29 protein-coding genes are annotated in these 26,173 nt (G+C 56.4%); 18 read left to right on the top strand and 11 right to left on the bottom strand.

Annotation, left to right across the window (positions count from 1 at the left end; translation table 11 throughout):
• The first annotated feature begins 13 nt into the window (after window positions 1-13).
• Window positions 14-331 (top strand): pyrimidine/purine nucleoside phosphorylase, encoded by a 318-nt coding sequence (ppnP, locus tag WMW72_RS24360; RefSeq protein ID WP_341418184.1) that lies wholly within the window; start codon window positions 14-16, stop codon window positions 329-331.
• A gap of 119 nt (window positions 332-450) precedes the next feature.
• Here ppnP and WMW72_RS24355 read toward each other — a convergent pair whose 3' ends face one another.
• A complete protein-coding gene (locus tag WMW72_RS24355) occupies window positions 451-1,785 on the bottom strand; it encodes an NAD(P)-binding domain-containing protein (protein ID WP_341418183.1) in 1,335 nt (444 codons plus the stop codon).
• An 83-nt stretch (window positions 1,786-1,868) separates the two neighbouring features.
• Here WMW72_RS24355 and WMW72_RS24350 point away from each other — a divergent pair, with 83 nt between their 5' ends.
• From WMW72_RS24350 to WMW72_RS24340, 3 genes are all read left to right on the top strand, one after another.
• Window positions 1,869-3,224: a glucose-6-phosphate isomerase gene (locus WMW72_RS24350; RefSeq protein ID WP_341418182.1), complete on the top strand. Its 1,356-nt coding sequence runs from the start codon at window positions 1,869-1,871 to the stop codon at window positions 3,222-3,224.
• Window positions 3,225-3,362: 138 nt separating this feature from the next.
• A complete protein-coding gene (locus WMW72_RS24345; RefSeq protein ID WP_341418181.1) occupies window positions 3,363-4,004 on the top strand; it encodes a YigZ family protein in 642 nt (213 codons plus the stop codon).
• A gap of 156 nt (window positions 4,005-4,160) precedes the next feature.
• Window positions 4,161-4,748 (top strand): TetR/AcrR family transcriptional regulator, encoded by a 588-nt coding sequence (locus WMW72_RS24340; RefSeq protein WP_341418180.1) that lies wholly within the window; start codon window positions 4,161-4,163, stop codon window positions 4,746-4,748.
• Window positions 4,749-4,841: 93 nt separating this feature from the next.
• Here the strand turns inward: WMW72_RS24340 and WMW72_RS24335 are convergent, their stop codons facing one another.
• Window positions 4,842-5,243 carry a secondary thiamine-phosphate synthase enzyme YjbQ gene (locus tag WMW72_RS24335; RefSeq protein ID WP_341418179.1) on the bottom strand — a complete coding sequence of 134 codons (402 nt, stop codon included), beginning with the start codon at window positions 5,241-5,243 and terminating at the stop codon, window positions 4,842-4,844.
• A 170-nt stretch (window positions 5,244-5,413) separates the two neighbouring features.
• Here WMW72_RS24335 and WMW72_RS24330 point away from each other — a divergent pair, with 170 nt between their 5' ends.
• Complete coding sequence (locus WMW72_RS24330; RefSeq protein WP_341418178.1) at window positions 5,414-5,638, top strand: DUF1128 domain-containing protein; 225 nt, start codon at window positions 5,414-5,416, stop codon at window positions 5,636-5,638.
• A gap of 248 nt (window positions 5,639-5,886) precedes the next feature.
• Complete coding sequence (locus WMW72_RS24325; RefSeq protein ID WP_341418177.1) at window positions 5,887-6,171, top strand: hypothetical protein; 285 nt, start codon at window positions 5,887-5,889, stop codon at window positions 6,169-6,171.
• Between the two features lie 95 nt (window positions 6,172-6,266).
• On the opposite strand, the gene WMW72_RS24320 is transcribed toward WMW72_RS24325, so the two are convergent.
• The 6 genes from WMW72_RS24320 to WMW72_RS24295 form a co-directional block, all read right to left on the bottom strand.
• Window positions 6,267-7,202: an alpha/beta hydrolase gene (locus WMW72_RS24320; protein ID WP_341418176.1), complete on the bottom strand. Its 936-nt coding sequence runs from the start codon at window positions 7,200-7,202 to the stop codon at window positions 6,267-6,269.
• 118 nt (window positions 7,203-7,320) lie between these two features.
• The gene (gene msrA / locus WMW72_RS24315) at window positions 7,321-8,286 is read right to left on the bottom strand and encodes a peptide-methionine (S)-S-oxide reductase MsrA (RefSeq protein WP_341418175.1); all 966 of its coding nucleotides are present in this window, start codon (window positions 8,284-8,286) and stop codon (window positions 7,321-7,323) included.
• 85 nt (window positions 8,287-8,371) lie between these two features.
• A complete protein-coding gene (locus WMW72_RS24310) occupies window positions 8,372-8,611 on the bottom strand; it encodes a DUF1904 family protein (protein WP_341418174.1) in 240 nt (79 codons plus the stop codon).
• A gap of 367 nt (window positions 8,612-8,978) precedes the next feature.
• Window positions 8,979-10,427, bottom strand: coding sequence for a cardiolipin synthase (gene cls, locus WMW72_RS24305; RefSeq protein ID WP_341418173.1), 1,449 nt, complete (start codon window positions 10,425-10,427; stop codon window positions 8,979-8,981).
• A 368-nt stretch (window positions 10,428-10,795) separates the two neighbouring features.
• Entirely contained in the window at window positions 10,796-11,896 is a 1,101-nt protein-coding gene (locus tag WMW72_RS24300; RefSeq protein WP_341418172.1) for a citrate synthase/methylcitrate synthase, read from the bottom strand.
• 295 nt (window positions 11,897-12,191) lie between these two features.
• Window positions 12,192-13,211 (bottom strand): Gfo/Idh/MocA family protein, encoded by a 1,020-nt coding sequence (locus WMW72_RS24295; protein ID WP_341418171.1) that lies wholly within the window; start codon window positions 13,209-13,211, stop codon window positions 12,192-12,194.
• Between the two features lie 168 nt (window positions 13,212-13,379).
• Between WMW72_RS24295 and WMW72_RS24290 the strand changes: the two genes are divergently transcribed.
• The 8 genes from WMW72_RS24290 to WMW72_RS24255 all read left to right on the top strand — a co-directional run bounded on the left by WMW72_RS24290 (window position 13,380) and on the right by WMW72_RS24255 (window position 19,499).
• Window positions 13,380-14,117, top strand: coding sequence for a futalosine hydrolase (locus tag WMW72_RS24290; RefSeq protein ID WP_341418170.1), 738 nt, complete (start codon window positions 13,380-13,382; stop codon window positions 14,115-14,117).
• On the top strand, window positions 14,114-14,947 hold the full coding sequence (locus WMW72_RS24285) for a 1,4-dihydroxy-6-naphtoate synthase (RefSeq protein ID WP_341418169.1): 834 nt from the start codon (window positions 14,114-14,116) through the stop codon (window positions 14,945-14,947). Before WMW72_RS24290 ends, WMW72_RS24285 begins: the two co-directional genes overlap by 4 nt.
• 400 nt (window positions 14,948-15,347) lie before the next feature.
• Entirely contained in the window at window positions 15,348-15,914 is a 567-nt protein-coding gene (locus tag WMW72_RS24280) for a CD3073 family putative ECF transporter S component (RefSeq protein WP_341418168.1), read from the top strand.
• 11 nt (window positions 15,915-15,925) lie between these two features.
• Window positions 15,926-16,408: a CD3072 family TudS-related putative desulfidase gene (locus WMW72_RS24275; RefSeq protein ID WP_341418167.1), complete on the top strand. Its 483-nt coding sequence runs from the start codon at window positions 15,926-15,928 to the stop codon at window positions 16,406-16,408.
• 65 nt (window positions 16,409-16,473) lie between these two features.
• Entirely contained in the window at window positions 16,474-17,286 is an 813-nt protein-coding gene (locus WMW72_RS24270) for an ATP-binding cassette domain-containing protein (RefSeq protein WP_341418166.1), read from the top strand.
• Window positions 17,283-18,182: an energy-coupling factor ABC transporter ATP-binding protein gene (locus tag WMW72_RS24265; RefSeq protein ID WP_341418165.1), complete on the top strand. Its 900-nt coding sequence runs from the start codon at window positions 17,283-17,285 to the stop codon at window positions 18,180-18,182. The genes WMW72_RS24270 and WMW72_RS24265 overlap by 4 nt, the downstream gene beginning before the upstream one ends.
• A complete protein-coding gene (locus WMW72_RS24260; RefSeq protein WP_341418164.1) occupies window positions 18,170-18,973 on the top strand; it encodes an energy-coupling factor transporter transmembrane component T family protein in 804 nt (267 codons plus the stop codon). The genes WMW72_RS24265 and WMW72_RS24260 overlap by 13 nt, the downstream gene beginning before the upstream one ends.
• 199 nt (window positions 18,974-19,172) lie before the next feature.
• The gene (locus WMW72_RS24255) at window positions 19,173-19,499 is read left to right on the top strand and encodes a YnfA family protein (protein WP_341418163.1); all 327 of its coding nucleotides are present in this window, start codon (window positions 19,173-19,175) and stop codon (window positions 19,497-19,499) included.
• A gap of 328 nt (window positions 19,500-19,827) precedes the next feature.
• On the opposite strand, the gene WMW72_RS24250 is transcribed toward WMW72_RS24255, so the two are convergent.
• The 3 genes from WMW72_RS24250 to WMW72_RS24240 are packed head-to-tail and all read right to left on the bottom strand — an operon-like array spanning window position 19,828 to window position 22,705.
• The gene (locus WMW72_RS24250) at window positions 19,828-20,739 is read right to left on the bottom strand and encodes a helix-turn-helix domain-containing protein (protein ID WP_341418162.1); all 912 of its coding nucleotides are present in this window, start codon (window positions 20,737-20,739) and stop codon (window positions 19,828-19,830) included.
• Between the two features lie 53 nt (window positions 20,740-20,792).
• Window positions 20,793-21,632: a Gfo/Idh/MocA family protein gene (locus WMW72_RS24245; protein ID WP_341418161.1), complete on the bottom strand. Its 840-nt coding sequence runs from the start codon at window positions 21,630-21,632 to the stop codon at window positions 20,793-20,795.
• 11 nt (window positions 21,633-21,643) lie between these two features.
• The gene (locus tag WMW72_RS24240) at window positions 21,644-22,705 is read right to left on the bottom strand and encodes a Gfo/Idh/MocA family protein (RefSeq protein WP_341418160.1); all 1,062 of its coding nucleotides are present in this window, start codon (window positions 22,703-22,705) and stop codon (window positions 21,644-21,646) included.
• A gap of 180 nt (window positions 22,706-22,885) precedes the next feature.
• Between WMW72_RS24240 and WMW72_RS24235 the strand changes: the two genes are divergently transcribed.
• From WMW72_RS24235 to WMW72_RS24220, 4 genes are all read left to right on the top strand, one after another.
• Window positions 22,886-23,143 carry a DUF6953 family protein gene (locus WMW72_RS24235; RefSeq protein ID WP_341418159.1) on the top strand — a complete coding sequence of 86 codons (258 nt, stop codon included), beginning with the start codon at window positions 22,886-22,888 and terminating at the stop codon, window positions 23,141-23,143.
• Window positions 23,144-23,179: 36 nt separating this feature from the next.
• Window positions 23,180-23,365 (top strand): hypothetical protein, encoded by a 186-nt coding sequence (locus WMW72_RS24230; RefSeq protein WP_341418158.1) that lies wholly within the window; start codon window positions 23,180-23,182, stop codon window positions 23,363-23,365.
• A gap of 157 nt (window positions 23,366-23,522) precedes the next feature.
• Window positions 23,523-24,548, top strand: coding sequence for a LacI family DNA-binding transcriptional regulator (locus WMW72_RS24225; RefSeq protein ID WP_341418157.1), 1,026 nt, complete (start codon window positions 23,523-23,525; stop codon window positions 24,546-24,548).
• A 131-nt stretch (window positions 24,549-24,679) separates the two neighbouring features.
• Complete coding sequence (locus WMW72_RS24220) at window positions 24,680-26,128, top strand: extracellular solute-binding protein (RefSeq protein ID WP_341418156.1); 1,449 nt, start codon at window positions 24,680-24,682, stop codon at window positions 26,126-26,128.
• The last annotated feature ends 45 nt before the right edge of the window (window positions 26,129-26,173 follow it).

Genomic DNA, 26,173 nt, shown 5'->3' with positions numbered 1-26,173 from the left:
ACACGAACAAGCCATGTCCCAATTCGAACAAGTTACCGTCCTAACGAAGGCTAACATTTATTTTGAAGGAAAAGTGACGAGCCGCACGGTTGTCTTCGCCGACGGCACGAAAAAGACGCTCGGCATCATGCTGCCGGGCGAGTATGAATTCGGCACCGATACGAAGGAAATCATGGAGATTCAAGCCGGCGAGCTGAAGGTGCTGCTGCCGGGTGCCAGTGAGTGGCTGGAGATCAATGGAACCGGGGAGTTTACGGTGCCTAAGGGCGAGAAGTTCAAGCTGGACGTTCGTTCGGCTACGGATTACATCTGCTCGTATATTCAAGAATAAGCGGTTCTTTGTCAGTTGGACAAGCAAAACCCCGCCCGTGCTCTTCGTCGTTGACGACGGAGAGCACGGGCGGGGTTTGTCGTATCGTAGGCAGGGCAGGAACTGCTTGCAGCAGTATCTTACTCCGACTTGATACGGATGTATTCCTCGATCTTCAGGCGGACATGCGGCGGCAGTCCGGACAGCAAGCATCCGTAGAGGAATTGTCCGTGATCCGGGTCGATCCGGATGATGCGAGCCGTCACAGGCGGCAGTCCGGCTTCTTGAGGGAAGTGGATCACAATGAACATATCCTTGGCCAGCGGGAAGCTGCTCAGGATACGCATGCCGCTCTCCGACAGGTCGACGAGCGTTCCCTCGATCAGCTGGCCGGAGAAGGAGCCCTCCTGCTCCCATTGATACACGGACAGGTGCAGCCCAATATTCATCTGCAGGCGGGTATTGCGGCGGCGTTCGGCAAGAAGCTGCGGCTCCCCCGGGTGCAGAGGCGTCTCGGCTTGTCCGATCTGCAGATGCATCCAATCCTCATAGCATTGGACCACAGCGCTGAGATCGAGCTCACCGAGTCCCCGTTCCTGAGCCATTCGGAAAATATCCGTCGCGTTATGAAGCATCGGCGCGGGCATGTGGAACTGCTCCGCGGCCTCGCTCGCAAGCAGCAGGTCCTTTAGCATCCATTGCACGGAGAACTGGTTGCTGAAGTCCCGCTTCAGGATCTTAGGTCCCTTCAGCTCGGCTTGCTTGCTGTAGGCGGAGCCGGCCTGCACGACCTCAAGGAACTGGTCAGCGGCCAGTCCCGCCTTGGCGGCAATCGAGAGGCCCTCCATCAGCGCCAGGGCGTTGATGCCGACCATCGTATTATGCGCGAGCTTCGTGTAGGAGCCGGCGCCTGACGGGCCCATGTAGACGATTTTACTGCCCATGGCCTCGAAGACATCGCGCTGAGCATCGAGTGTCTCTTCCTGGCCGCCGACCATGAAGACGAGCGTGCCGCCTTCTGCGGCGGGCTTGCTGCCGGTCACCGGAGCATCGAGGAAGTCGACGAGATGCGTAGCGAATTCCTGATACAGCCTGCGGCTCGTTTCGGGAGACACGGTGCTGCAGTCAATCACCGTTTGTCCGGGATGCAGGCCTAGTGCGATGCCCTGCTCGCCGAAGACGGTCTCCAGCACGACGTCGTCCTTGCTGAGCATCGTAATGACCACATCGCTGCCTCGGGCAGCCTCTGCGGCACTGGATGCGCTCGCCGCGCCCAGCGCGACGAGCTCGTCCGCCTTGCCTGCCGTACGATTATAGACGGTAACGCTGTATCCTTTTTTCAACAGGTTCCCGGCCATGGGCTTGCCCATCGTCCCTAGCCCGATAAATCCGATCGTTTTCATGGCGATCCCTCCTGGGTATATTCTAGCATTTTGATGGAAACCTGTGAATGTACTCTTGCGTTTCGGAAGCAAGATAAAGTATGCTAAGTTTAAGGAATCACGAATGTTTAGCTTACATAGAGAACCTATGGTTCGGATCGGAGGAATGAAGACGCATGACAGACAAGCTTCAGTTCGACTACAGCAAGGCGCTTGATTTTGTAGGTAAACATGAGGTGGACTATTTGTCCGCAGCGGTAGCTGCCGCTCATGAGCAGCTTCATAACGGTACCGGCGCAGGCAATGACTATCTGGGATGGATCGATCTCCCTGTCAATTACGATAAAGCCGAGTTCGCCCGCATTCAAGAGGCAGCGAAGCGTATTCAGTCCAATTCCGACGCGCTGATCGTCGTAGGAATCGGCGGCTCATACCTGGGCGCGCGCGCAGCACTCGAGATGCTGACGCACGGCTTCTACAACCAATTGCCGAAGGATAAGCGGAAGACGCCGGAAATTTACTTCGTCGGACAAAATATCAGCTCAACGTATGTCACGCACCTGCTGGAGCTGCTCGAAGGCAAGGATATTTCCGTGAACGTCATCTCCAAGTCCGGTACGACGACCGAGCCTGCGATTGCCTTCCGTATTTTCCGCGAGCTGCTGGAGAAGAAGTATGGCAAGGAAGAAGCCCGCAAGCGGATCTATGCGACAACGGACCAGGCGAAAGGCGCTCTGAAGAAGCTGTCCGACGAGGAAGGCTACGAAACCTTCGTCATTCCGGATGATGTCGGCGGCCGCTATTCGGTTCTTACTGCAGTAGGCTTGCTGCCGATTGCAACAGCAGGCATCGACATCGAGGCGATGATGCGCGGCGCGGCAGATGCCCGCGAAGTGTATTCGAATCCGAATCTTGCGGAGAACGAGGCGTACCAGTACGCAGCGGTCCGCAATGCACTCTACCGCAAGGGAAAGACGACGGAAATTCTCGTGAACTATGAGCCGTCGCTGCACTATGTGTCGGAGTGGTGGAAGCAGTTGTTCGGCGAGAGCGAAGGCAAGGACAGCAAGGGGATTTTCCCGGCTTCCGTAGACTTCTCGACCGATCTGCACTCCATGGGACAATTCATCCAGGAAGGCAACCGGAATCTGCTGGAGACCGTTATTCAGGTTCGCGAAGTGGCTGAGCATATTACGATCGGCCAAGATGAGCAGGATCTCGACGGCCTGAACTTCCTCGCAGGCAAGACGATGGACTTCGTCAACAAAAAAGCATTCCAGGGCACGATGCTGGCTCACACGGACGGCGGAGTACCGAACTTGATCGTCACACTGCCGGACACAAGCGCGTACACCTTCGGATATATGGTGTATTTCTTTGAAAAGGCATGCGGCATCAGTGGATACCTGCTCGGCGTTAATCCGTTCGATCAGCCTGGTGTTGAGGCGTATAAGAAAAATATGTTTGCTCTGCTGGGCAAGCCCGGCTACGAGCGGGAAAAAGCCGAGCTGGAGGCTAGACTGGACAAGTAAAGCCCAGTCTGCTAGCTGTAGGTGAAAGAAGCGGTTCATCCTTAGGGATGATCGCTTTTTTTGCAAAATCATTTTCAAATGTAAAAAATAGGGAATTTTTACGGCGTTAATTCAGTATGAAAGGAGGGTGGCGCCTGCATGCTGCTGTACTATCGAACGGTTAAGCAATTCGGTTTTGCGGAAATCGTGATCAAGAAATCCCGATTCATCGGCTTCGCCAAGCCGGTAAGCGATGAAGAAGAAGCCATTGCTTTTATCGAGGGCATCAAGAAGGAGCACTGGTCGGCCACCCACAACTGCTCAGCTTACATGATCGGGGAGCGTGACGAAATCCAGAAGGCCTCCGATGATGGGGAGCCTAGCGGGACAGCGGGCAAGCCTATTCTGGAGGTCATCAAGAACCAGGGGCTGAAAAATGTAGCCGTGGTCGTTACCCGCTACTTCGGAGGCATCATGCTGGGGGCAGGCGGCTTAATCCGTGCGTATACGGATGGCGCTGTAACCGGACTTTCTGCTGCCGAGCAGGTTTACCGTGTGCTGCACCGCGAAGTCAGGGTCGGCCTCGATTATACGTGGCTGGGCAAAGTTGAGAATGAGCTGAGAAACCGAGGCACGATGATGGGCGAGACTGAGTTTACAGATAAAGTCACCCTGCTCTGCTGGCCGCTGGAGGCCGAGGCTGACGCATTCGTCGAATGGATGACGGATCTGACGCAAGGGCAGGGCGCCATCGACAAGGGCGAAAGTCGTTATGTAGAGCATGCCGAGCTTCCTGTCTAGGGAGCCGGCATCCTTCCCATACAATGGCTAGTTCGAAAGTTAGTTTTCACACCGGGAATGTTGAAGGTTATCTGAAGGGGGCGCCTGCGGCAGACCGGGGACTTTCCCGAACTACCTCTACAAATCATCAGGCTAGCTAAGAGGAGTTGAGAAGATTTGGCAAGAAAAGCAGTCGAGCAGGAGCTGAGCCGCAACCGTATTTTGTGTGAGGCGCGCCAGTTGTTCATCGAACACGGCTATCATGCTTTAACGATGCGAAGCATCGCAAAAGCGATGGGGTACAGTCATGGGGCGTTGTATTATCACTTCAGTGAGAAAGCAGAATTGTTTTACGCGCTGGTCACAGAGGATTTCCGGCAATTGTTGAACCAGCAGCGGGAGATGCTGCGGCGGACACGGCTGGGGGATATGGCCCAACTGGAGAAGCTGATGCTGGAGTTCATCAAGTTCGGCCTGGAGAATCCGAATCACTACGAGATCATGTTCATGATCAAGGACCCGGAGCTGCAGCGCTACTCCAGGACCGAGCAGGCCCAGTGCCTGGACTTATTCGCTACCGTCGTTCGTTCAGTCGTCGCCAAGCAGGATAACAGCGAGAACAAAATGTACAATTTGCCATGGAGCTTGTTCATGTCCATGCACGGATTCATCTCTTATAATATTCATTACAGTCAAAGCTTCAAGGATGTGAAGAAGCTAGCTGAACAACATGTCAAATATTTGTGCGAGGGGCTGCAAGGATAATTTATCCGAACCTACAACAGCCGAGACTTCTTTGCAGCCCCTCGCTTCATCGTATTAATGCTTAAACGCTGGTCTGCTTGTCTGCTTTTCTGCTTATCCGCGGATCAACTTTACCAAGAAAGTGCGTTCCCGCGGTCCGTCGAATTCACATAAATAGATGCCTTGCCAGCGCCCAAGAACCAGTCGGGAGCCGGCAATAAGGATCGTCTGCGAAGAGCCGACGGTCATCGTTTTCAGATGGGAAGCGGTGTTGCCTTCGTCGTGACGGTACTTGGGATGCTCCCAGGGGTATACTTCGTCCAGGCGCATCAGCACATCGTGCTTGACGTCCGGATCGGCATTCTCCTGAATTGTTATACCGGCGGTCGTATGAGGGGAATACACAACAGCGATTCCGTCCTCCAGCTGCTCCTGTTTTAACAGATCATGGACTTGCCGTGTGATGTCGATCATCTCGTCGCGGTGATGGGTTTGGATGCTGAGCTTATGGATCATGGGTATCCTTCCTTTCGGTCCAGGTAACTTCCCTATTCACTATGCATCTTACCATACCGGCCCGCTGATTTTCTTCCATGAGAGCCCTTTCTTCTCTATCTACACGGAGCGCGGCCGGTCCAAACATGGTACAATAGGAGTCAATGCATACAAGCTTGGGAGGTTCCTACATGGATTTGGCGAACAATACGTTGGAAAACACGGATTATATGATTGAGGAGATCAAGAAAAAACTCCGTATGGCTTCGGGGGCAGCCCTGAAAGCGACCTCGCTGAATGACGAGCAGTACGAGGATCTGCGTGACATCTACAGCATGGTGGCCGCTAAAAACCAATTCAGCATCAGTGAGATCGAGGCCATTACGTTGGAGCTGGGCCGGCTTCGCCGGACGTAAGTGTACGGAAACATAAGCATCGGCAGCTCGGACAGAGCCGGGCGCATAGCAGCAGGGGCAGCGGGTTTCGCTGCCTTTTTTGCGTTCTTTTTGCGTGATCATCCAGGGCAGCCGGACAACCGCACAACTTGAGCGGTAGGGGACGACCGTACAGGCGGGGGAGATGAAGACCCCGTACAATATAGCGTTAACGCCTGTTCACCATGATGCGAAGCAGGCCTGACGATCCCAATTGGAGGTGGATATGGATGCACAAAGCAGTCCGCAAGCAAGATGTTGCCAAGCTGGTTGGTAAATCCATCTATGCGGTGAAAAAAGACGGTTCTGTTGTCCATGGCAAGTTGGTCAAAATCAGCGGCGGCAAGCTGCTCGTGTCAGTCCGCAGCAAAGGGAAAACGGTCCGGACTTCAGCCATTATTCCGCTCGTTCTCTTCGATTTGCTTGCAATCGGTACGTCGCCTTTCGCCGGAGGCTTCGGGTTCGGAGGATTTCCCGGCTTCGGCTTTGGCGGCGGTTTCGACGGCTTCTGGTAATCCGGCCGATCACGGTCGAATATTCCCTACGCGAATCCATTTCTCTTCGGAGGAATGGATTTTTGGGTTTGCTATCTTCTAGGGGGAGGTTCTGTTCATAATGTCATGTACTTGCCTATAAATTGCTGCACGGCCTGCCGGTAGCTGGCCGGATCGACGCGATAAGAGAGACCGTGTCCCGCTTCAGGCACGATGAACAGGGCCTTTTCGCTGGAGCAGTTTTCATACAAGGTATGTACCATATCGAACGGAACAAAGGTATCTCCCGTCCCGTGGATAAATAAAATAGGCACCTTCGCCTGACGGACCTGTTTGACCGCCGACGCCTCAGCGAAGGAATACCCAGCCAGCAGCCTGGCGAGGAGGCTGGTGCTGCCAAGCAGCGGGAAGGCCGGCAAGCGGTATATCCGCTTCAGCTGGTAGGCCAGCTGCTCGCGAACCGAGGTGTAGGCGCAATCGGAGATGATCGCCTTGGCCTGGGTAGGAAGCGTCTCCCCGCTGGTCATCAGCACAGTGGCTCCGCCCATAGAGACGCCATGCAGCAGCAGCTCCGTCTGTGGACCGCTGCGCTGCAGCACGTAGTCGATCCAGCGCAGCTGGTCCTTGCGGTCCAGCCAGCCGAAGCCGATCACGCCGCCTTCGCTGCGGCCATGGCCGCGATTGTCCGGGAGCAGCACACTGAAGCCGAGCTGCTCCCGGTAGAACTTGGCGAAGGCTGCATTCTGCTTGGCATGACCGGAGTAGCCGTGAACCAGGATAACGGTCTGCCTGCTCGGGGCAGGTGCCGCCAGGTAGTAGCCCTGCAGCAGCAGGCCGTCGTCGGAGCGCAGGCTTACCTGCTCCAGCGGCTGCTGATCCAGCCAATCCAGCGCTTCGGTGACGGGGGTCTCCTCGTTGGAGCGGAGGTCTGGATTGCCGGACAGGAAGCTCTTATCGGTCCGGGCTATGGCGAGACGGTAGAAGTAGAAGCTGGCTGCCACGACGGCGAGCAGCAGCACGGCGAGCACGATCGCTAAGATATAAATAAACACAGCTGGTCTCCTTTCAACATCCGAGTTAGAGATAGGTTGTCCCAAATTTTGCCGTAGCAAGGGCAGGGCTCAGAAGCCACAAAAAAAGCCCCCTGCCGTCAGGGGGCTTCTCCGCATATTAGGATTCAAACCACGAAGCGTAACGGCCGTAGCCTTCCTGCTCCAGCTCTTCCTTCGGAATAAAGCGCAGCGAGGCGGAATTGATGCAGTAACGCAGCCCGCCTAGCTCCCGGGGACCGTCGTTGAAGACATGTCCGAGATGGGAATCAGCCTTGCGGCTGCGTACCTCGGTGCGGATCATGAAGTGGCTGTAGTCCTGCTTCTCCTCGATTATTCCTTGGGAGAGAGGCTTGGTGAAGCTGGGCCAGCCGCAGCCCGAGTCGAATTTGTCCTTGGAGCTGAACAGCGGCTCGCCGGATACGATGTCCACGTAGAGGCCTTCCTGATGGTTATCCCAGTACTCGTTATGGAAAGCAGGCTCGGTGCCGTTCTCCTGCGTAACCTTCCATTGCATGGGCGTAAGCTTGTCTTTCAGGGAGCTCTTCTCCTCGTCGGTGTTCCAGTGCTGCTTCAGATAATCGTCGCGCCCGGAGCCGCGGCGGTACATCTTGTAGCGGAGCGGGTTTTTCTTATGGTAATCCTGATGATATTCTTCGGCCGGATAGAACACCTCGGCAGGCAGGATCGGGGTCACGACCGGCTGCTCGAAGCGTCCGCTTTCCTGGAGCCGCTGCTTGGAAGCCTCTGCAATTGCCCGCTGTTCATCGGTGTGATAGAAGATTGCGGTGCGGTAAGAAGAGCCGCGGTCGCAGAACTGCCCTCCGGCATCGGTCGGATCGATCTGCCGCCAGTATAGCTCGACCAGCTCTTCATAAGGGAACAGAGCAGGGTCGAACGTAATCTGAACCGCCTCTGTATGACCGGTTGTATCGGAGCAGACCTCCTGGTAAGTCGGGTTCTCGGTATGGCCTCCCGTATAGCCGGATACGATGCTGACAATGCCGGGCATTTCCTCGAAAGGAGTGACCATGCACCAGAAGCAGCCTCCGGCGAACGTAGCAAGTTCATGTTGAGATAGGGACACGCGAAATCACCTCTTTGGGTTGGAATAAGTGATGCTTCTTCTAGTATACCCGATTTGATAATGTCTTGTCTTTCCTGCGGGGGCATCAGCCGAAGTGCTGGCCGCCGTCATAGTAGCTGGACGCATGGAACGTGGAGAAAGCGACCTCGGACTCCGCGATGCCCGCTTCCCGGAGATGGCTGTTGATGGACTGCGCCATGCGGTCCCGGGTCTCCTGACCCCGCTCGAACCACCAGACATGCACGAAGGGGAAGGAGGGGACGAGCTCGCCATTGAAAATACCGGCCGAAGCCAGATTGGAGATCGGAATGAGCATGGCCGGCATGACGGCGCCTCGGGGAGGGAGTCGATTCTATTTACGATGCGGGATATTGTGCATGCAGATAGCCAAGTAGCTGGAAAGCGGAGTTTGCCAGTCCGACAGCTGGTCAGACGGTAAATCATCCGAGTTGATGATCGGTGCGGAACGTGGTGCGGAAGTGTCCGGCAAAAGCAAAATAGGGAGAAGAAGCGGCATGAAGCGGCTTCTTCTCCCTATTGGTATTTGTGGAGAGTATAGAGGTAATTGGTCTGGCTCCGGTCCAGTTATTGGTAGCGGAAGGGGCCAAGACGGTTATGACGGGACCATTCGGAAACATCGGACGAGGCCACAGAGGAACTGGATGCCCACTTCTTGTCTGCTGCGCGAATGTTCAGAAAATCGGTGACAGCAGGCGGGCGCAAGGCTCCCGGAATTTATGCAGCAGCGGCCGGTTTTGGTACCCGGCCTGCGTCAGCCAGCGGCTGTGCTTCATATCGTCCTCGAAGACGAGCTTCAGCTTTTCCGCCGTTTCCGTATCGTAGATGAACGCATTGACCTCGAAGTTCAGCTTGAAGCTGCGGATATCTACATTGGCAGTACCAACGGAGGCGACCCGTCCGTCAGCAACGATCGTCTTGGCATGTAGGAAGCCCTTCTCATATAGGTAGCATTGCACGCCGAAGGGCAGCAGCTCGCCGATGTAGGAGAGCGACGCCCAGTAGACGAGCTTATGATCGGGCTTGATCGGGATCATAATTTTCACGTCTACCCCAGAGAGAGCAGCCATCTTCAGCGCAGTGATCAGACTTTCATCCGGAATGAAATAAGGCGTTTGGATATAGATGTATTCCTTTGCCGTTACGATCATCTTGATGTAGGCATGCTTGATCTGCTGCCATTCCGAATCCGGTCCGCTGGAAACGATCTGCATGCCCACCCGTCCTGGATTGGGAATCAGCGGGAAATAGCGTGGGGCCAGCTCGATCTCCTGCCGGTGGGCAAGCGCCCAATCCAAGAAAAACAGGGCCTGCATATGCAGCACGGAGCCCCCGGATAGCTTCAGGTGAGTATCGCGCCAATAGCCGAATCGCTTGCTGAGACCGAGATACTCATTACCTACGTTGAATCCTCCGATATACCCCAGCTTACCGTCGATGATGGCGAGCTTGCGGTGGTTGCGGTAATTCACCCTCAGATTCAGATATGGGATGCGTGACGGGAAGAAGGCAGCGACCTCACCTCCGGCTTCTCTCAGCTCGTGGAAAAAGCTCTTTGGCAGGGAGTAGCAGCCGATCGCGTCATACATCAGCCTCACGATCACCCCTTCGCGTGCCTTGCGGGTCAGCGCCTCCATCAGCCGGGTCCCGAGCGAGTCATGGCGGATAATGAAATACATCAGATGCACATGATCCTCGGCCTGGCCGATGTCGGCCAGCAGCGCCTCGAATTTCTCGGTCCCGTCCGTATACAGGACCACCTCATTATCCTGTGTATACAGGGCGTAGGCGCTGGATAGGTTCATATAGATCATGTCCTGATAATTCATGATAGCCGTATCCCGGTAAGGAATACGGTCCTGCCGCAAATCTTCCTTCTGCTGCTCGACCAGGGCATTGACGATCTGGCGCTCCCGCTCGTTTTGGAGCTTGTATATTTTGCGGCGGCTCAGGTTCTGGCCCAGAATCAGGTAGAGAAGGAACCCGACCCCGGGCAGGAAGAAGAGCACCATCAGCCAGGCCCAAGTGACTCCGACATTGCGCCGTTCCAGGAAAATCACCGTGATGGCAAGCAGTATGTTCAGGATGGGGATCAGGGCGTAGCCTTCATGTAGGATAGCCATACAATGCGAGCACCTCGGCTTTCTTTCTTCAAACTCTTTATACTTACGACAGACTACCTTCCATCATAATATAAGATGCGTCCGAGGGAAAGGTTGGGAGGGGGATAGGCGAGAGGGGCTCTTGGGTACTAAGTCGTGCTAGCGGTGGGCGGAGTGTCGAGGGTATGCCGTTTCACAGGTTGGCATGAGGCATGAAGAGGCTGAGCCGGCTTCCGCAATCAATCGGTGGAGGTTCCGGTCAAAGCGGAGCGGTTCGGTTCGGTTCGGTTAAATAAGGGCTGTACGCTGAGCTGATCCGGCACACAATCGGGACTGAACGACAAAGGGTCCGGTGACGCGCTGTTGCCGCGCCCGAACCCTGTGCCAGCTTACTCGGGGAGAGTCCCGGTATACGTCGATTGAGGCCGGAAAATCCGGTTATTGGCGGCCTGCTCGACGATGTGGGCGGTCCAGCCGACCATGCGGCTCGCCGTGAACGTGGGGGTGAACAGTTCCGCCGGCATCGATACCGAACGCATAACCGCCGCCGCAAAAAACTCCACGTTCGTATAAAGCCGCCTTCCCGGCTTATACTCCTCGAGGAGGCGGATGGCCGTGTTCTCTACATGCACGGCGAGGTCGAGCCACGGATCATCGCTCGTCAGCGATGCCGTCACGGTCCGGAGCGCTTCGGCGCGTGGGTCGCGCGTCTTGTACACGCGGTGGCCGAAGCCCATAAGCCGCTCTCCGCGCTCCAGCCGCTCGCGCAGCCACGGCTCCGCCTTAGACTTGGTGCCAATCTCGTCCAGCATCGAGAGAACTTCGCTCGGGGCTCCGCCATGAAGCGGGCCCTTCATCGCGCCGATGGCGGCGCATACCGCGGATGCAAGATCCGACGCCGTCGAGGTGACGACCCTTGCTGCGAACGTCGAGGCATTCAGCCCGTGCTCCATCGTCAAGATCCCGTAGGCACTCATCGCCGCCACCTGGGACGGGGTGGGAGCCGTGCCGGTGAGCAGGTATAGGTAATGGGCGACGGTGTCGAGCTTAGGGTCAGGCGTAACCGCCGGAAGACCCTTGCTCCTCCGGTAGACGGCCGCAATGATCGTAGGGACCGCGGCCGTGAGCCGAATGCCGTCATCGATCGTAGGGGGCCAAGCCTGAAAGTTGCCGCCCATCCCTGATATGATCGTACGGAGTGCGCTCATTACATCAAGGTCCGGCGGCAGTGCCTCGATCAGCCGCACGATAGACACCGGCAAGACGCGGTGAGTCTGCAGCGTCTCCTTCAGCTGGACCAGCTCCTTGCTATCGGGAAGACGGCCGTGCCACAACAGATAGGCAGCTTCTTCAAAGGAATGTCCGATCACCAGATCCTTCGCCCAGCAGCCGCGGTAGACCAGTCTCCCGTTCTCTCCGTCCACCATACTGATTCCCGTTTGCGTCGCTACGATGCCTTCCAACCCCGGTACGTACAAATTCGATGACATGGATATTCCTCCATCTATGGTTTACTGTGATAATAATCATATTCTATCACCTGGATGAATACCAATTCATTTAATTTATCGAACCGATAAGGTTTGAATGGGATTGGAAATGGAAGGGCAGATTGATGACGGTAAAAACAGCGGAGTCTGCAGGTGCTGAAGCTTCTTCACTAAGGAGAAGGAGGGGCATGGGAAGATCCGGCCAATTGCTTTCGTTACTCTGCCCGTCGAAGGCTAGGGACCGGGCTTAGCCCGGTTCCCTGCTTCGCGACGCCGACACAGGGGAAGGCCGCGCTTAGCGCGTGCCTTCGGAAGAGGAGGCAGCCGCGGCTTTCAGGTCAGCCGGAAACACCAGTCCGATCTGCCGCCGGGCTTCGTCCAGGACCTGCATGGTTTGCAGCGACCGCAGGTGAGAATTGACCGAGGACTCCCGCTCACCGCGCTCCAGAATGCCCAGAAACTCCCGAAGCTCGTACACCATCGTCTGCTCGTCCTGCGGCCTGGTGAGATCCTCGCGGGACCCGTCGCGGAGATACAGCTCTACGCGGCCGGGCTGGCTGATCTTGTCGATGACCAGGCTGCCGTCCTCGCCCTGAATTTCCGAGGGCAGCGAAGAGTTGGTGATCTTCGCATGCATCACGACCGCCTCCATGCCCGGATACGTCATCAGCACGCTGCCTTCCCCATCCACGCCGGATTCCAGCAGTACACCCGTTGCAAGGACTTTTTGAGGCGGGCCGAACAAGGTGATCAGCGGATAGACACCATAGACGCCCAAATCCATGAGAGAGCCGTTGGAGAAGGCCGGATCGAACGCATTGAGCACCGTCCCCTGCTTATAGGCGTCATAGCGGGACGAATACTGGCCGTAGTTCGCTACATAGCGGCGCACCTTCCCGATCCTGGGCAAGTTCTCACGGATGGCTTCGAAGTTAGGCAATAGCGTCGTCTTCAACGCTTCCATCAGCAAGACGCCGTGTGCCTGCGAGGTCGCGACCATGGCTTCAATTTCGTGTGCGTTGGAGGCGAGGGGCTTCTCGCAGAGCACATGCTTGCCATGGCGCATGCACAGCATGGCCTGCTCGGCGTGCAGCGAGGTCGGACTCGCGATATATACGGCGTCCAGGTGCGGGCTGGCGGCGAAGGCCTCGAGATCAGAATAGCTGTGAGCGGCTCCCCACTGCGCCGCAAAGCTGCGGGCCTTGTCCTCGCTGCGCGAGTAAACAGAGGTCAGCTCGAAGCCCTCCGTCAGAGCAGCGGCCTTCAGGAAGGCCTCGGTAATCCAGTTGGTGCCGATAATGCCGAATCGGATCATATCAGTATCGTTCCTTTCTCAAATAGCTGCAAATGCGCTTGGATAGCTGTCTTTTTCGACCCTGAACGGGCATTTTCCTGCCCACACAAGGTTAGCAACAACGGAAAGAGAAGTGGTATACTCGGAGTAAGGATAGATTAGGTTTCGACTCGAAGGAGAATGACGACGATGCATATACCATTTCCAGATGCCGCGGGACAGTCCGGGCAGACTGAAGCCCAAAGCAGCTTCACGCACCTTGGCGGTGCACGCGTGCTGATCGTGACCGCGGTGGAGGCGGAGAAGGAGGCCGTGCTGCGCGGGCTGACCCGGACCGGCGAGTCCTGCGGCCGGTTCGACGTGCTTGCCGCCGGCGTCGGCCCAGCGGCAGCCGCTGCTAGCACAGCTGCCGCGCTGGCCGCAGCCCCGGGGGCATACGGCCTCGTGATCAGCGCCGGCATCGGCGGTGGCTTCGCCGGCTATATCGGCCTGGGCGGGCTGGCCGTGGCGGGCGAGATTATCGCGGCCGATCTGGGCGCGGAGACGCCGGATGGCTTCCGCACGGTGGACGAGCTGGGCTTCGGCTCCTCGCGCGTGCAGGTCGAGGCGTCGCTTGCCTCGGCCTGGACGGCAGCACTGCAAGCGGCAGGGCTGGAGGCCCGCTTGGGCCCTGTGCTGACGGTGACCACCGTCACGGGAACGGCCGCTACGGCTGAGGAACTGGCGGCGCGGGTACCGGGCGCGCTGGCTGAGGCGATGGAGGGCTACGGCGTCGCGATTGCTGCTCAGCAGCAGGGAGTGCCCGTGCTGGAGCTCAGGGCGATCTCTAACGCGATCGGCCCGCGCGACCGGGACGCTTGGCGGATCGGCGATGCATTGAAGGCTCTGGAAGCAGCCGGAGCCGTACTCAAGGAGGTTTTATCATGAAAATAGCTTACTCTCCGTGTCCGAATGACACGTTTGTTTTCCATGCGCTGGCGCACGGTCTCGTGCCAGGCGCTCCCGAGCTGGATGTTACGTTCGCCGATATCGATATCACGAACCGTCTGGCAACCAGCGAGGAAGGGTTGGACGTGATGAAGATTTCGTTCGCCGCCCTCCCATGGGTGCTGTCCGACTATGCGCTGATCCCTTGCGGCGGCGCGCTGGGCCGGGGCTGCGGCCCCCTGGTGCTGCGCGCCGGGGGCAGCGATGACGGAGCCGCTGCGCTGTCCGGCCGCCGAGTAGCGGTGCCGAGCGAGCGCTCGACGGCCTACCTGCTGTTCCGCCTGTGGGCGGCTCAGAACGTGCCCGGAGGTGTCGGCGAGATCGTGGTCATGCCGTTCCATGAGATCATGCCTGCCGTGCGCGATGGCTTGATCGATGCAGGCCTTGTCATCCATGAGGCGCGCTTCACTTATCCGTCCTACGGGCTGTCGCTGGTGACGGACCTCGGTAGCTGGTGGGAAAGCGACACCGGGCTGCCGATCCCGCTCGGCGCGATCATCGCGCGCCGGGGACTCGACCGGGAGGCGATCGCAGGCTGGATTCGCCAGTCCGTCGAATACGCCTGGGCGCATCCTGAGGCGTCCCGCGATTACGTGCAGCGTCATGCGCAGGAGATGTCGCCGGAGGTGACGCAGGCCCATATCGATCTGTACGTGAACGAGTTCACGGCCGATCTGGGAGCAGACGGCTATGCCGCTGTGGAAGCGTTGCTCGGCCGGGCTGCCCGTGAGGGACTGGTGCCTAGCATCGATCCCGCAGCCTTGCGGTAAGACTATAGGTCGCCATCCATTGTTTTTCAGCCCGCCGGGGTTCCGGCGGGCTTTTTGTTTATGGAAGCCGAGAGAAAGGTTAGCATCAAGCCTTCATTTGGCGTAATAGCTCCACACGTATCTTTCCTTCATCTTGCATGAAAGGTGTGCTGCATCCGTCTATCTTGCAGGTGGGAAAATTTTATTCGACAAAATTCTTGACATTTACCCGAAAGATCCTACAATGATTCTATAGTTATTCAATAACTTTACTTGGTTTTATTCGTCGGTAGATGACATTCGTAAGGCGCCAAAATGTTATCTCGTTTATGTACAAGGGAGGGATTGTGCGTTTACTTTTAAACGCCGCATTTCATCGTAAAGCCTATAGCTCTGTATAAACTTTAGGAGGTCCTCTCACATGAACCAAAAAACATTGATCATTACGCTAGGCGCGCTTGCGGTCGCTATCAACGTGATTGCCGGAACCGTCATCGGCAGTTTGAAAATTCCGTTTCTGTTCCTGGATACGATCGGAACTATTTTTATCGCAGTCGTGTACGGCCCCTTCTGGGGGATGCTCGTCGGCATCCTGACGAACTTAGTGCTCGGCGTGACGAAATCCTATACCTCGATTCCATTCGCTGTTGTTAACGCGCTGGTCGGATTGATCGTCGGCTATATCGCCGTCAAACGCCGCTATACATTATCCTCCTCTGTCATTGCCGGCCTGATTCTGGGCGTTGTCTGCCCGGCGGTCGGTACGGTAATCGCCGTCGCCGTATTCGGCGGGTTGACAGGCGGAGCACAGGATATCGCCGTTCTGTGGCTGAAGAAAGCCGGCTCCAGCGTATTTACAGCTACGTTCCTGCCTAGATTGTTCGACAACCTGATCGACAAGGTGCTGTCTGCGGTGCTGATCTACTATGTGGTCAAAGGCATCCCGCAGTCGCTGCTGAAGCGTCCCGATCGCTCCATCAAAGGTTGAGGTGATACACGATGAAGCGGAGTAAACAAATTTTGGTGGCTTCCCATTGTGTATTGAACCAGAGCGCGGTCGTAGCGGGCGAAGCCCGCAGTCCCGGCGTGATGAAGGCGGCCGTCGACTGGGCCCATGAGCAGGAGTATGGCATCGTGCAGCTTCCCTGCCCCGAGTTTACCTTTTTAGGACCCGAGCGTCCTCCGATGACCGTAGAAGAGTACGATACGCCTGAGTTTCATGCGCATAACCGTAAGATCCTGGCCCCAGTGGTCGAGCAGCTCAAGGTTTATCAGGATCACGGCTATACGATCGTCGGCGGGCTTGCCATCTCTGGCAGCCCCTCATGCGATCCGGGCCGCGGTGTCTTCATCCAGGACTTCCTGGCTCTATCGGCTGAGGAAGGCGTGCGCGTCGATTTCTTCTGGCAAATCCCGAATACGGATGAAGGGCATTTCGATCCTTCGGACGAGAAAAGCGTCTTTGGGCCAGTCCATACGTAAGGCGTGATGGACAGCAAGCTTACGAGCTTTTGTACCAAACCATTTGGAAAAGGCTGTGAGACCTTATGATATCCATACGCGATACTTCGTTCTCTTACTTCGGGAACGACTCCGACCGTTGGGCGCTCCGGGATATCGATCTGGACATCGCGCCGGATGAATTCGTGGCTTTTCTTGGACCCAACGGCTCGGGCAAATCCTCCCTGACGCGGCTGCTGAACGGCATCGAGCAGCCTACGAAAGGAAGCATTACGGTGGACGGCCTCTCGACGTCGGACCCGGCCAGTCTCGCGGCCATTCGCCGCTCCGTTCAGATCGTCTTTCAAAATCCGGAGAACCAGCAGGTCGGCGTATCGGTAGGCGAGGACATTGCTTTCGGACTGTCCAACATCGGCTGGCCGCAAAGCGAGATGCAGAGCCGCATCCGCTGGGCGCTGGATGTCGTGAAGCTGGATGCGGGCGAGGATCGGCTCGTCACGCAGCTTTCCGGCGGCGAGAAGCAGAAGCTGGCGCTAGCCTCCGTGCTGGCGCTTGCACCGCGGTACCTGATCCTGGACGAATCGACCTCGATGCTGGACCCGATCGCGCGCAAGGAATTCGTCGAGACGCTGCGCGCTGCGCGTGAGGCGCACCCCTTCGCCATGATCTATATTACGCATCATCTGGAAGAAGTACTGGAGGCGGACCGCCTGGTGCTCTTTCAGGAAGGGCGCGTTCGGCGGATCGGCAAGCCGGAGGAGCTGCTGCAGGACGAAAAACTCCTGGTCTCGTGCGGGCTGGAGCTGCCTTTTGAGCGAAGCATAACCCTCGCTCTGCGCCGTGCAGGCTTCCCTGTTTCGTTGTCGGCAGACCTGCAGGAATTGAGGGGTTGGCTATGAATACATCACTGAACGAAGTAGCCTTCTCCTACGAGAGGCGCCGGAGGAAGTCGCGTCCCGCGGACCTCACGCTGATCCTGAAGCAGGTGAAGCTCGATATTCCGAGCGGGGAGATGCTGGCCGTGGCCGGCAAGTCCGGCTCGGGCAAGTCTACGTTTATGCAGCTGATCAAGGGCTTCCTGAAGCCGACCTTCGGTCAGATACTGCTGGAGAATACGGACCCTTACGGCGCCAAGCGCCCCGAGCTGTTCGATCGGGTCGGGTTTATCTTCCAATACCCGGAGCATCAGCTGTTCTCGTCGACGGTCGAGGAGGATATCGCCTTCGGCTTGCGGCAAAGCCCGTATACGCCGGAGGAGAAGCAGGCGAAGGTGAAGCGCGCAATGGAGTCGGTTGGCTTGGACTACGAGACGTTCGCGTCGCGCAGCCCGTTCGAGCTCAGCGGAGGCGAGAAGCGGCGGGTCGCCATCGCCGGAGTCGTCGTACTGGAGCCAGAGCTGATCATCCTCGATGAGCCGACGGCCGGACTCGATTATCCGTCAAGAACGGCGCTGTTCGAGATGCTGCATGGGCTCAACGCCGAGCAAGGTACGACGATATTATGGGTCAGCCACCAACTGGAGGAGATCCTGGAGCATGCGTCGCGCGTGCTGGTGCTCAAGGAGGGTGACTTCATCGCTGACGGGCCTCCGAGGCAGGTGCTGTCCGACCGGTCGCTGCTCGGCGCGATGGGCTGGGAGCTGCCTGCGGCCCTGGCGCTGGCGGAGCTGCTGGCGGAGACGCATGGCGTCTCCCTGGACCGGCCTTGGGATCTGCGGGAGGTTGTCCCTGAGCTTATCCGGCTGTGCGGCCGGAAGCAGCCATCCGCGAAGGGGGAAAGCCCATGGCTTCAGTAGCCAGCTATTTAATTTATCAGAAGAAGAATTCCCTGCTGGAGCGCTGGGACCCCCGGATGAAGATCGTGGCGGCACTGCTGTACACGCTGGCCCTCCTGCTCACCCAGCACTTGGGGCTGAAAAGCTTCCTGGTTGTGCTGCTGTTCGGGCTGTGGGGGGTAGCCAAGCTATCCTGGCGCATCCTGGCCATCACGGTGCTTTCGCTGGTATTATTCTTTGTGTTTACGATGATCTACCAAGCTACGCTGCTCACGGCGCCCGGGGAGACGCTGATCCAGTGGGGCTTCATGGAATTCTCTTATGAAGGGGCGATTCGAGGGGTCAAGATGTGCGAGCAGATCCTGGGGATTGTGCTCGTGCTGTCCCTGGTGGTTCGTACCACCTCCCCGGTCGTCCTGGCTGAGGGACTCGAACTGCTGCTTGGCGGGCTGAAAAAGTGGAAGGTCCCCGTTCATGAAGCGGTGATGATGTTCTCCATCGCGCTGCGGTTCCTTCCGCTGCTGCTGGAGGAATTCGATAAGATCCGCAAGGCGCAAACGGCCCGAGGCGGCGGGTTTCACCGCAAGGGTGTTCTCAGTCGGTTCGGCGGCGTGCTGCCGATGCTGCTGCCTCTGTTCGTGCTCTCGATCCTGAGAGCGAAGGATTTGGCGACGGCGATGGAATCGCGCTGCTACACCGGGGACGAGGGGCGCACACCGATCCGGATCTACCGGCTGCAGCTCCGGGACTACCTGGTGCTCGCGTCGACGGTGCTTCTGCTAGGATTGATCCCTTTCTTCTCAACGTGGTAAAAAGCTCAATAGATCGCCCTGCCCGGTCGTTTTCGACCTGGTGGCGGCGGTCTTTTTGCTGTTCCGCTGGCTTGCGGCGGCAGTTGCTTGCGGCTGAGGGTTGGTCTATCCTAGAGAAGGCGTTACTATGGGTTGCGCAGGTAGTTTGATATCAGGGGCAGGCTGCAGGAGCGGCTAGACATGATCCGGGAGGTTGACTATGGTCGCAACGATCGTTATTTTTTTACTGGCAGGACTCGCTGAGATTGGCGGAGGCTATCTCGTCTGGCTATGGCTGAGAGAGGGGAAGCCGTACTGGTACGGCATCGTCGGCAGCCTGGTGCTGGTGGCTTATGGCGTGCTGCCTACGCTGCAAAGCTTTCCGAGCTTCGGCCGTGTGTACGCGGCCTACGGCGGCGTCTTTATCATCATGGCGGTGCTGTGGGGCTGGCTCGTCGATAAGAAGATGCCTGACCTGTATGACTGGGTGGGGGCAGCTGTCTGCATCGTCGGCGTATCGATCATGCTGTGGGCTCCGAGAGGGTGAGGTCTATCCTTATCCTAAGGCCATGTTTAGACCGAAGAGCGGTCGGTTGTCTGGAAATGACGGCAGATGTGAAGGAAATTGGAGTGGAAGGGGAGGAGACTTGCCGAAGCTCCAAGGGGACTGGCAAATGGCAAGTGTAGGGTAGTGAAATGTAAGTGTAGTGAAATGTACATGGAGTGTATTGTAAATATAGTAAAATTTAGTCGAGTAAATTAAAGTGTAGTGTAGTGTAGCAAACCAATTAGAAGCACAGATAGGTGAAAGACATAGCCTATAGAAATAGCCGCAAAAATTGCATCAGAAACAGAGCAGGGCGCCGCTCAGCGCCCTATTCTGCTTTTCGCTCGTTTTCCTGCCGCTGCAAGGCCACGTAATGCGACGGCGGGTAGCCCATGATCCGTGAGAATGCCTTACTGAACGACTGAACGGTCTCGTACTGCAGCCGGTTCGCGACCTGCGTGATCGAGATATTGCCGTATTTGAGCAGCTCCAGCGCCTTCTCAACCTTCTTGTGATTGATGTACCGTTGCAGGGTCATGCCCGTCTTGTCCTTGAAGGTGTGGGACACATAGGTGTAGCTGTAGCCGAGCTGCTCCGCAATCTCGCGAATACTCTTCAGCTCGAAGATATGATTCTCCACATACCGGATGACGGAATACACCGTGTAGCCGACCGAATGCGTCGATTTGGCTGGCGCGTAGCGGGGGGCGGGGCCGTTCTTCTCCGCGAAGGTCCGGTAGGCCAGCACGATGATTTCCTCCAGATAGTTTTTGATCATGATCCGCGAATGCGGCTTCTGTGAGTAGAACTCATCAATATTGCGGAAGAACGGCATCATCAGATTGTACGTATCTCTGGCATGGTAGAAGGGGGAGGCCTGGAAGAACTTATGCATCGCTGCAAATTCCGGGTGCGCCTCCTCATTAAACATAAAGCCCAGGTACACGAAACGCAGTGGTCCGGACGCATTCGTCCGGATCGCGTGCATATGGCCGACGGCGTTGAACAGCAGATCCCCTTCGCGGACAGGGACCTGCTTATCGTCGATGATAAAATATCCGCTGCCGGACACGATACAGCTCAGCTCCAGACAAAATTGCAGATGCGGAGCGATCTCGTACCCGCTCTCGCAGCAAATTTCGCCGATCTGGTACAGGTCAATTCCCCCGTAGGTGGACTGGCCCTTGGCAAATACGTTGTCGAAATGGAAGTGGCAGCCTGCGGTTTCTTTATCCTTCATGCATCAAGCCCTCGCGATTCATAGCTATTGTGTGTACTTGATCTGACGCGTCCCTAACTCGGCAGGTCCACCCACTCGAAGGGAGTTTCCGCCGCCTTCAAGCCGTACTCGATCAGGGTGATGACGGTGACCGTCTCGGCGGGCTCGACCACCGGCTGACCGGTTTCGAAGAACCGGACCAGATCTTGAATGAACAGCTGGAAGAAATTCGATGCCGGAGACAGCACAGCGCTGCCGGTAGAACCATAATTGACGGCCAGCTGGAATGGCGCATCCCCGCTCAGATGACGCACGGCGGCCTGTCGTCCGCCGGAGAACTCGATCAGCAGCGCAGGCGAGGCCTGGGTACCGGTGAACATCACCCGCTGCGCTTCGCTGCCCAGCAGAGAGACGATAGGCTCGATCTGATGGATCGAGTAATTGGCGTATGAGCCCGGGCCGATGCTGGCGATCGCATCGATCCCTTCGCGCGCGGCCTCCTGGTACTCTGTCGCGTAGCGCAGCGCCGAGGAGGAGTACATCGGCGTTCCATGCTGCCGAGCCAGCTCGAACAGCTGCAGAGCAGTCTCCCGGTCCGGCGCGAACGTCTTGTCGATATAGGTCGGTTTGCCTGACTGCAGCGGCAGCCGGGCCAGCTCCTCGTGCTGCTCCGGGTGGTCGGGCGACAGCACGATCAGGTAGTCGCTGCGCTCGACGACTTCCTCGATCGTGGCGCACAGCTCGATGCCCTTCTCTGCGCACCAGTCTGCGTTGCTGAGCCCCGTCTCCGCGTCCTTCTTGCCGTAAGCATAAGCGACCTTTAGGGTGCCGCCGGAAGCCTCCGCTATCCACTCGGGATATTTATTAGCATGCCACTCGTCCAGGAAATAGTCGATGAATCCGATCGTTTTCATACGCGCCCCCCTTATTCGAACGTAACTTCTGCCCGCTGATCGGACGAATCATAGATCGCCTGGATAATCTGGGAGGACAGGATGACCGTATCGATGTGCGAAGGAAGCTTCTCACCGGTCCGGATGCAGCGCAGGAAGCCGTCGATTTCATTCTGGAACATATCGGTCGAATTGAACTTGGGTGTCGTCTCGAGGAGTGCTCCGTTCTGCGCGCTGTACAGCTTGAAGTCTTGGCCGTACTGCAGACGGATGCCGGCCTTGTCGCCGAGGAAGTCAATATACATCTCCTCCACGCCGATGTTCTGCGCCCAGGCTCCGTTGACGGTGATGCTCGGACCTGCGGTACGGACCATCGCCGTAACGAAGTCATCCACGTCGTAGGTGCCGCTATAGTTGGGAGGACCTGCCCACATATTGATGTAGGAGTAGTTCTCCATATCGCGCCCCAATTTGCTGTAGGCCTGACCGGTTACCGTGAGCGGCTTAGGATCGCCGGAGCAGTACATGACGATGTCGAGGAAGTGAACCCCCCAATCGATCAGCGCGCCGCCCCCGGCCACAGCCTTGGTCGTGAAAGCTCCGCCGAGGCCCGGGATTGAGCGCTGCGAACGGAAGCTGACGTAGACATGATAAAGCTCGCCGAGCTCGCCGTTTTCGATCATTTTCTTGATAATATTGACACCCGTATTGAAACGGTTGACGACACCGATATTCAGCACCTTGCCGGTCTCATGCTGAACCTTCTGCATCTCTAGCGCCTCTGCATAGGTCCGGGCCGCAGGCTTCTCGCACAGCACATGCTTGCCTGCACGCAGGCAGTCGATGGAGATTGAGGCGTGCACGTCGTTGGGTGTGCAGATCGAGACCGCTTCAATCTCCGGATCGTTCAGGATGACCTGATAATCCTGGATGGCCTGGCCGCAGCCGTAATCCTGGACGGCTTTCTCGGCTCTTTCGATTAGTTTATCACAGAAATAGACGATCTCGGCATCGGGATTGGCCAGATAAGCTTTGATATGCGCATTGTTGGCGATCGTGCCGCAGCCGATAATAGCGACCTTGATTGTACTCATTTCGAATCCCTCCAAAGGAAAATGATAACGATTCCAATATCCGGCCATAGCTGCAGCCGATAGGTTCATTGTAGACTCATACCACAAATAAAAACATAGACAGGTTCGAGGATAAACTTATCTCAATTTGTCTTTTTGGCGTACAGGGCAAGTTCTGTTAGAATGAGGGGAGAACTTTCCATGCAGGGAGCGATACAGATGACGACGATAACGGCTGAACAGGTGGCCCAGTGGATGCTGGACGAGGTAAAAAACGCAGGGATTTTACACCAGACGCAGGCCGTGGCCTACATTCGGGAGAACTTTGGCGAAGGCTTTATTTATATCAACGACAACGGGCATGAGTCGATCGATAAAGAGGTCAAGAAGCTGTTCAAAAAAATGCACAAAGGCCGGGTGGCCTGGGACCGCGATGCTTTTTTCTGGGGCTGGACCTAGGCGGTCTGCTGAGGCTGCCAGGAGCGGGCTGCACGGGTGCGTGATAGATTGCTGAAGCAGTCGGAGCAAGGCTCCGAGCAGGCAGGGCCGGGAGATACCGGAGGTCAGGCCTGTTTGGCGCGAACGAAAGTTGCCGATTGCGGGGCACGGGCGGTGACGGAAGCGGGCGAACGGACCGTCGCTCTGCCTAAAAAACGAGTAGCCAGACCTGCTCAAAAATAAAATGTCTAGACCAGTTGAAAGTGATACAGGTGTACGATATAATAACCACAGTAGCTCGTTAAACCGGTTTAATCATTGCTAAATTTTTACGGAATGTTACACGATTTGACGATTTTCCTGATCATCTGTTCAATAAATTACACAGGGGGAGGGATCTATGGCTAATATTGATGATGTGGCAAAAATGGCAGGTGTATCAAAGGGGACGGTTTCGAACGTTTTTAGCAAGAAGAGGCCGATAGGTCCGAAGGTAACGGAACGTGTCTTGTCCGTAGCCAAGGAGCTTGGATATTATCCGAATCATGTCGCCCGCAGCTTGGCAATCAAGAAAACAATGATTATCGGATTAAAGATGCCGTTGTTTAAGAAGCGGGAAATGTCTGGTTTGGAGGTACAGATGATCACAGGCGTCATCAAAGAATGCTCGATGCTGGGGTACCGGGTACTGCTGGATACACTGCCAGAGCATGATGATGTCACACAATTTTCAGCTGACCCCGTAGATGGGGTGATCTTACTTAATCCGCGGGAGAACGATGTCAGAATCGAGAGATTCCGGCAGATGGGAATACCGCTGGTACTTGTGGGAAGGCCCGAACCGAATCTGGGAGATATTTCTTATGTAGATAACAATAATACCGAGATGGCTTTCCAGGTGGGCGATTACTTATTGAATATGGGTCACCAGTCGATCCTGTTTCTGAACGCTTCCTCGGACATGACGGTATCCAAGGACAGAGAGAATGGGTTATCCCAGGCATTCAGACAGCGGGGGCTTGAGCTGCAAAGCGATTATGTCATTAACTATTCGCGCATGCTGCATGCTAGCGCTTCTGAGTACGGTTACATGGTTGTGGCGAGTACGTACAAGTCATTGAAGTATACGGCGGTAATTGCCGATACGGACCGGGTAGCTCTGGGCGCCATGAGAGCGGCGAGAGAGCTCGGACTTGAAATTCCGGAGGATCTGTCCATCATAGCGTTAAGTAATGATGCTGCGCTGGCCCAAGAAACAACGCCCCGGCTTACTTCGGTGGAGCTGGAAGCCGAGCAATTGGGTGCTGAAGCAGCCAAGCTGGTGATGCAGATGATTAACGATTCCAATGCCCTTTCACAAAAAATTGTGAATACCCGTCTGATTGTTCGTGAATCTTGCCGGGCGTACATCGGTGCCGAACGGTAGGTATCGTTAGGGATAGCGCTTACTTTTAGTCGTATAGAAGGATGCTCTGTAAAATGAAAGCGCTCAACAAATCTTAAATGGCCAGTCGCGGCAATCGCCGGGAGGCCAAACTTTGATCCAGGAGGCTTCATATGAAATTAACCCATAAAAAAATGTTTGCATCCGCAGTTGCCGTTACTCTGCTCTCCAGCACGCTTGCCGCATGCGGCGGGGATACACCTTCAGCCCAGCAGCCATCCGATGGCAGCAGTCCGAAAGCGAATACCGAAGAACGTACCGTCCGGATGATGCTTAATCTGGTAGGCGGCAAAAAGCCTGACGAGAATCCGCTTTTCGAGAAGGAAATCGAGCGGTTGACGAAGATTAAAGCGACGATCGACAAGCCGGCTTCCGACTTCGAGCAGAAGCTGATGGCTGCAATCGCTGGCGGAGAGAAATACGACCTGCTGCAAACAACCAAGGGAACGATGAACAAGCTGATCGATCAGGGTGCTCTGACACCGCTGGACGATATGATCAAAAACTCCAAGGTGCTTTCGAACCCGGATGTGGTGCCTGCATTTAGCTGGGATACGGTTAAAGGCGAAGACGGCAAAATCTACGGTGTCACGATGAAGGACGAAGGCGGCACGCTGATTACGGTGCGCAACGACTGGCTGAAAAAATTAAACCTGCCTGATCCGAAAACGCTTGATGATTATTACAACGTGATGAAAGCGTTTGCCGAGCAAGATCCGGACGGCAACGGCAAGAAGGATACGTACGGGCTGTCTCTGGCCGGCTCGGGCAGCGCCTTTGACCTGCAGCCGTTCTTCAGCGCAGCAGGCCTGAAACAGCGCTACGTGAAGAAGGACGGCAAGCTGGATGTGCCGTACTCGACGGACGCGGCGATTCCGATCTACGAATGGCTGCACAAGCTGTACAAGGAAGGTCTGCTTGACCCGAACTTTGCCACGAATGATACGTCCAAGATGCGCAATATGATGCTGACGGATCGGGCCGGTATGGTCGTGTATTGGGATGGCTGGGTATCCGGCTTCAACAGCAACAGGAAGATCAAGGACCCGAATACGACGTTCCAAGTCAAGGGCTTGCCGGGTATCCCGGGGCCGGACGGCAAGTACATCCTCCGCCGTGGCGATCCGGACGTATGGAGCATTCCGGTGAATGCGGTGCATCCGAAGACGGCTTTTGAATTCATCGAGTTCTGGCATAGCCCAGACGGTCACATTCTGGGCAGCCTCGGCATTCTGAACGAGGACTACACGGTGAAGGATGGCAAGTACGAGCTCACTCCGGCGGGTAAAGAGCACAACGGAGACCATGGAGCTCCAGGCTGGCACGACAAAACTTTCGTCAATCCGCTCTCCAAGGATGTCGATCCGAAATCGCCTGAGGTGGAAGCTGTCAACATCATCAAGACGCACTCCACTCCGGAATATTCGCCGCCTAAGCAATGGCCGGATGCTGAGAAGATCATCAACTCCTATGGTCTGAAGGCGATTCTGGGCGAGCTGCCTGCGGCTGACGCTGTCAAGCAAATGCGCAAGGAACTGAAGGACAAAAAATTAATCGATTAAGTGCTATCGGGAGGAGGAAGCGGGCCGCAGGCTTGCTTCCTCTCC

Origin of the sequence: Paenibacillus filicis (genome assembly GCF_038070315.1) — a bacterium.
Classification (GTDB): Bacteria; Bacillota; Bacilli; order Paenibacillales; family NBRC-103111; genus Paenibacillus_G; species Paenibacillus_G filicis.
This window is presented reverse-complemented; position numbering and strand designations above follow the sequence as displayed.

Bases quoted from the DNA above. Each gene is read 5' to 3' on its own strand.
- WMW72_RS24310 (WP_341418174.1), bottom strand. From the start codon at position 8,611: ATGCCGGCCATGCTCATTCCGATCTCCAATCTGGCTTCGGCCGGTATT.
- WMW72_RS24300 (WP_341418172.1), bottom strand. From the start codon at position 11,896: ATGTCATCGAATTTGTACGTACCGGGGTTGGAAGGCATCGTAGCGACG.
- WMW72_RS24255 (WP_341418163.1), top strand. From the start codon at position 19,173: ATGGTCGCAACGATCGTTATTTTTTTACTGGCAGGACTCGCTGAGATT.
- ppnP (WP_341418184.1), top strand. From the start codon at position 14: ATGTCCCAATTCGAACAAGTTACCGTCCTAACGAAGGCTAACATTTAT.
- WMW72_RS24335 (WP_341418179.1), bottom strand. From the start codon at position 5,243: ATGATCCATAAGCTCAGCATCCAAACCCATCACCGCGACGAGATGATC.
- WMW72_RS24225 (WP_341418157.1), top strand. From the start codon at position 23,523: ATGGCTAATATTGATGATGTGGCAAAAATGGCAGGTGTATCAAAGGGG.
- WMW72_RS24250 (WP_341418162.1), bottom strand. From the start codon at position 20,739: ATGAAGGATAAAGAAACCGCAGGCTGCCACTTCCATTTCGACAACGTA.
- WMW72_RS24270 (WP_341418166.1), top strand. From the start codon at position 16,474: ATGATATCCATACGCGATACTTCGTTCTCTTACTTCGGGAACGACTCC.
- WMW72_RS24345 (WP_341418181.1), top strand. From the start codon at position 3,363: ATGCTGCTGTACTATCGAACGGTTAAGCAATTCGGTTTTGCGGAAATC.
- WMW72_RS24260 (WP_341418164.1), top strand. From the start codon at position 18,170: ATGGCTTCAGTAGCCAGCTATTTAATTTATCAGAAGAAGAATTCCCTG.
- WMW72_RS24290 (WP_341418170.1), top strand. From the start codon at position 13,380: ATGCATATACCATTTCCAGATGCCGCGGGACAGTCCGGGCAGACTGAA.
- WMW72_RS24330 (WP_341418178.1), top strand. From the start codon at position 5,414: ATGGATTTGGCGAACAATACGTTGGAAAACACGGATTATATGATTGAG.
- WMW72_RS24245 (WP_341418161.1), bottom strand. From the start codon at position 21,632: ATGAAAACGATCGGATTCATCGACTATTTCCTGGACGAGTGGCATGCT.
- WMW72_RS24275 (WP_341418167.1), top strand. From the start codon at position 15,926: ATGAAGCGGAGTAAACAAATTTTGGTGGCTTCCCATTGTGTATTGAAC.
- cls (WP_341418173.1), bottom strand. From the start codon at position 10,427: ATGGCTATCCTACATGAAGGCTACGCCCTGATCCCCATCCTGAACATA.
- WMW72_RS24220 (WP_341418156.1), top strand. From the start codon at position 24,680: ATGAAATTAACCCATAAAAAAATGTTTGCATCCGCAGTTGCCGTTACT.
- WMW72_RS24235 (WP_341418159.1), top strand. From the start codon at position 22,886: ATGCAGGGAGCGATACAGATGACGACGATAACGGCTGAACAGGTGGCC.
- WMW72_RS24350 (WP_341418182.1), top strand. From the start codon at position 1,869: ATGACAGACAAGCTTCAGTTCGACTACAGCAAGGCGCTTGATTTTGTA.
- WMW72_RS24325 (WP_341418177.1), top strand. From the start codon at position 5,887: ATGCACAAAGCAGTCCGCAAGCAAGATGTTGCCAAGCTGGTTGGTAAA.
- WMW72_RS24280 (WP_341418168.1), top strand. From the start codon at position 15,348: ATGAACCAAAAAACATTGATCATTACGCTAGGCGCGCTTGCGGTCGCT.
- WMW72_RS24265 (WP_341418165.1), top strand. From the start codon at position 17,283: ATGAATACATCACTGAACGAAGTAGCCTTCTCCTACGAGAGGCGCCGG.
- WMW72_RS24240 (WP_341418160.1), bottom strand. From the start codon at position 22,705: ATGAGTACAATCAAGGTCGCTATTATCGGCTGCGGCACGATCGCCAAC.
- WMW72_RS24285 (WP_341418169.1), top strand. From the start codon at position 14,114: ATGAAAATAGCTTACTCTCCGTGTCCGAATGACACGTTTGTTTTCCAT.
- WMW72_RS24295 (WP_341418171.1), bottom strand. From the start codon at position 13,211: ATGATCCGATTCGGCATTATCGGCACCAACTGGATTACCGAGGCCTTC.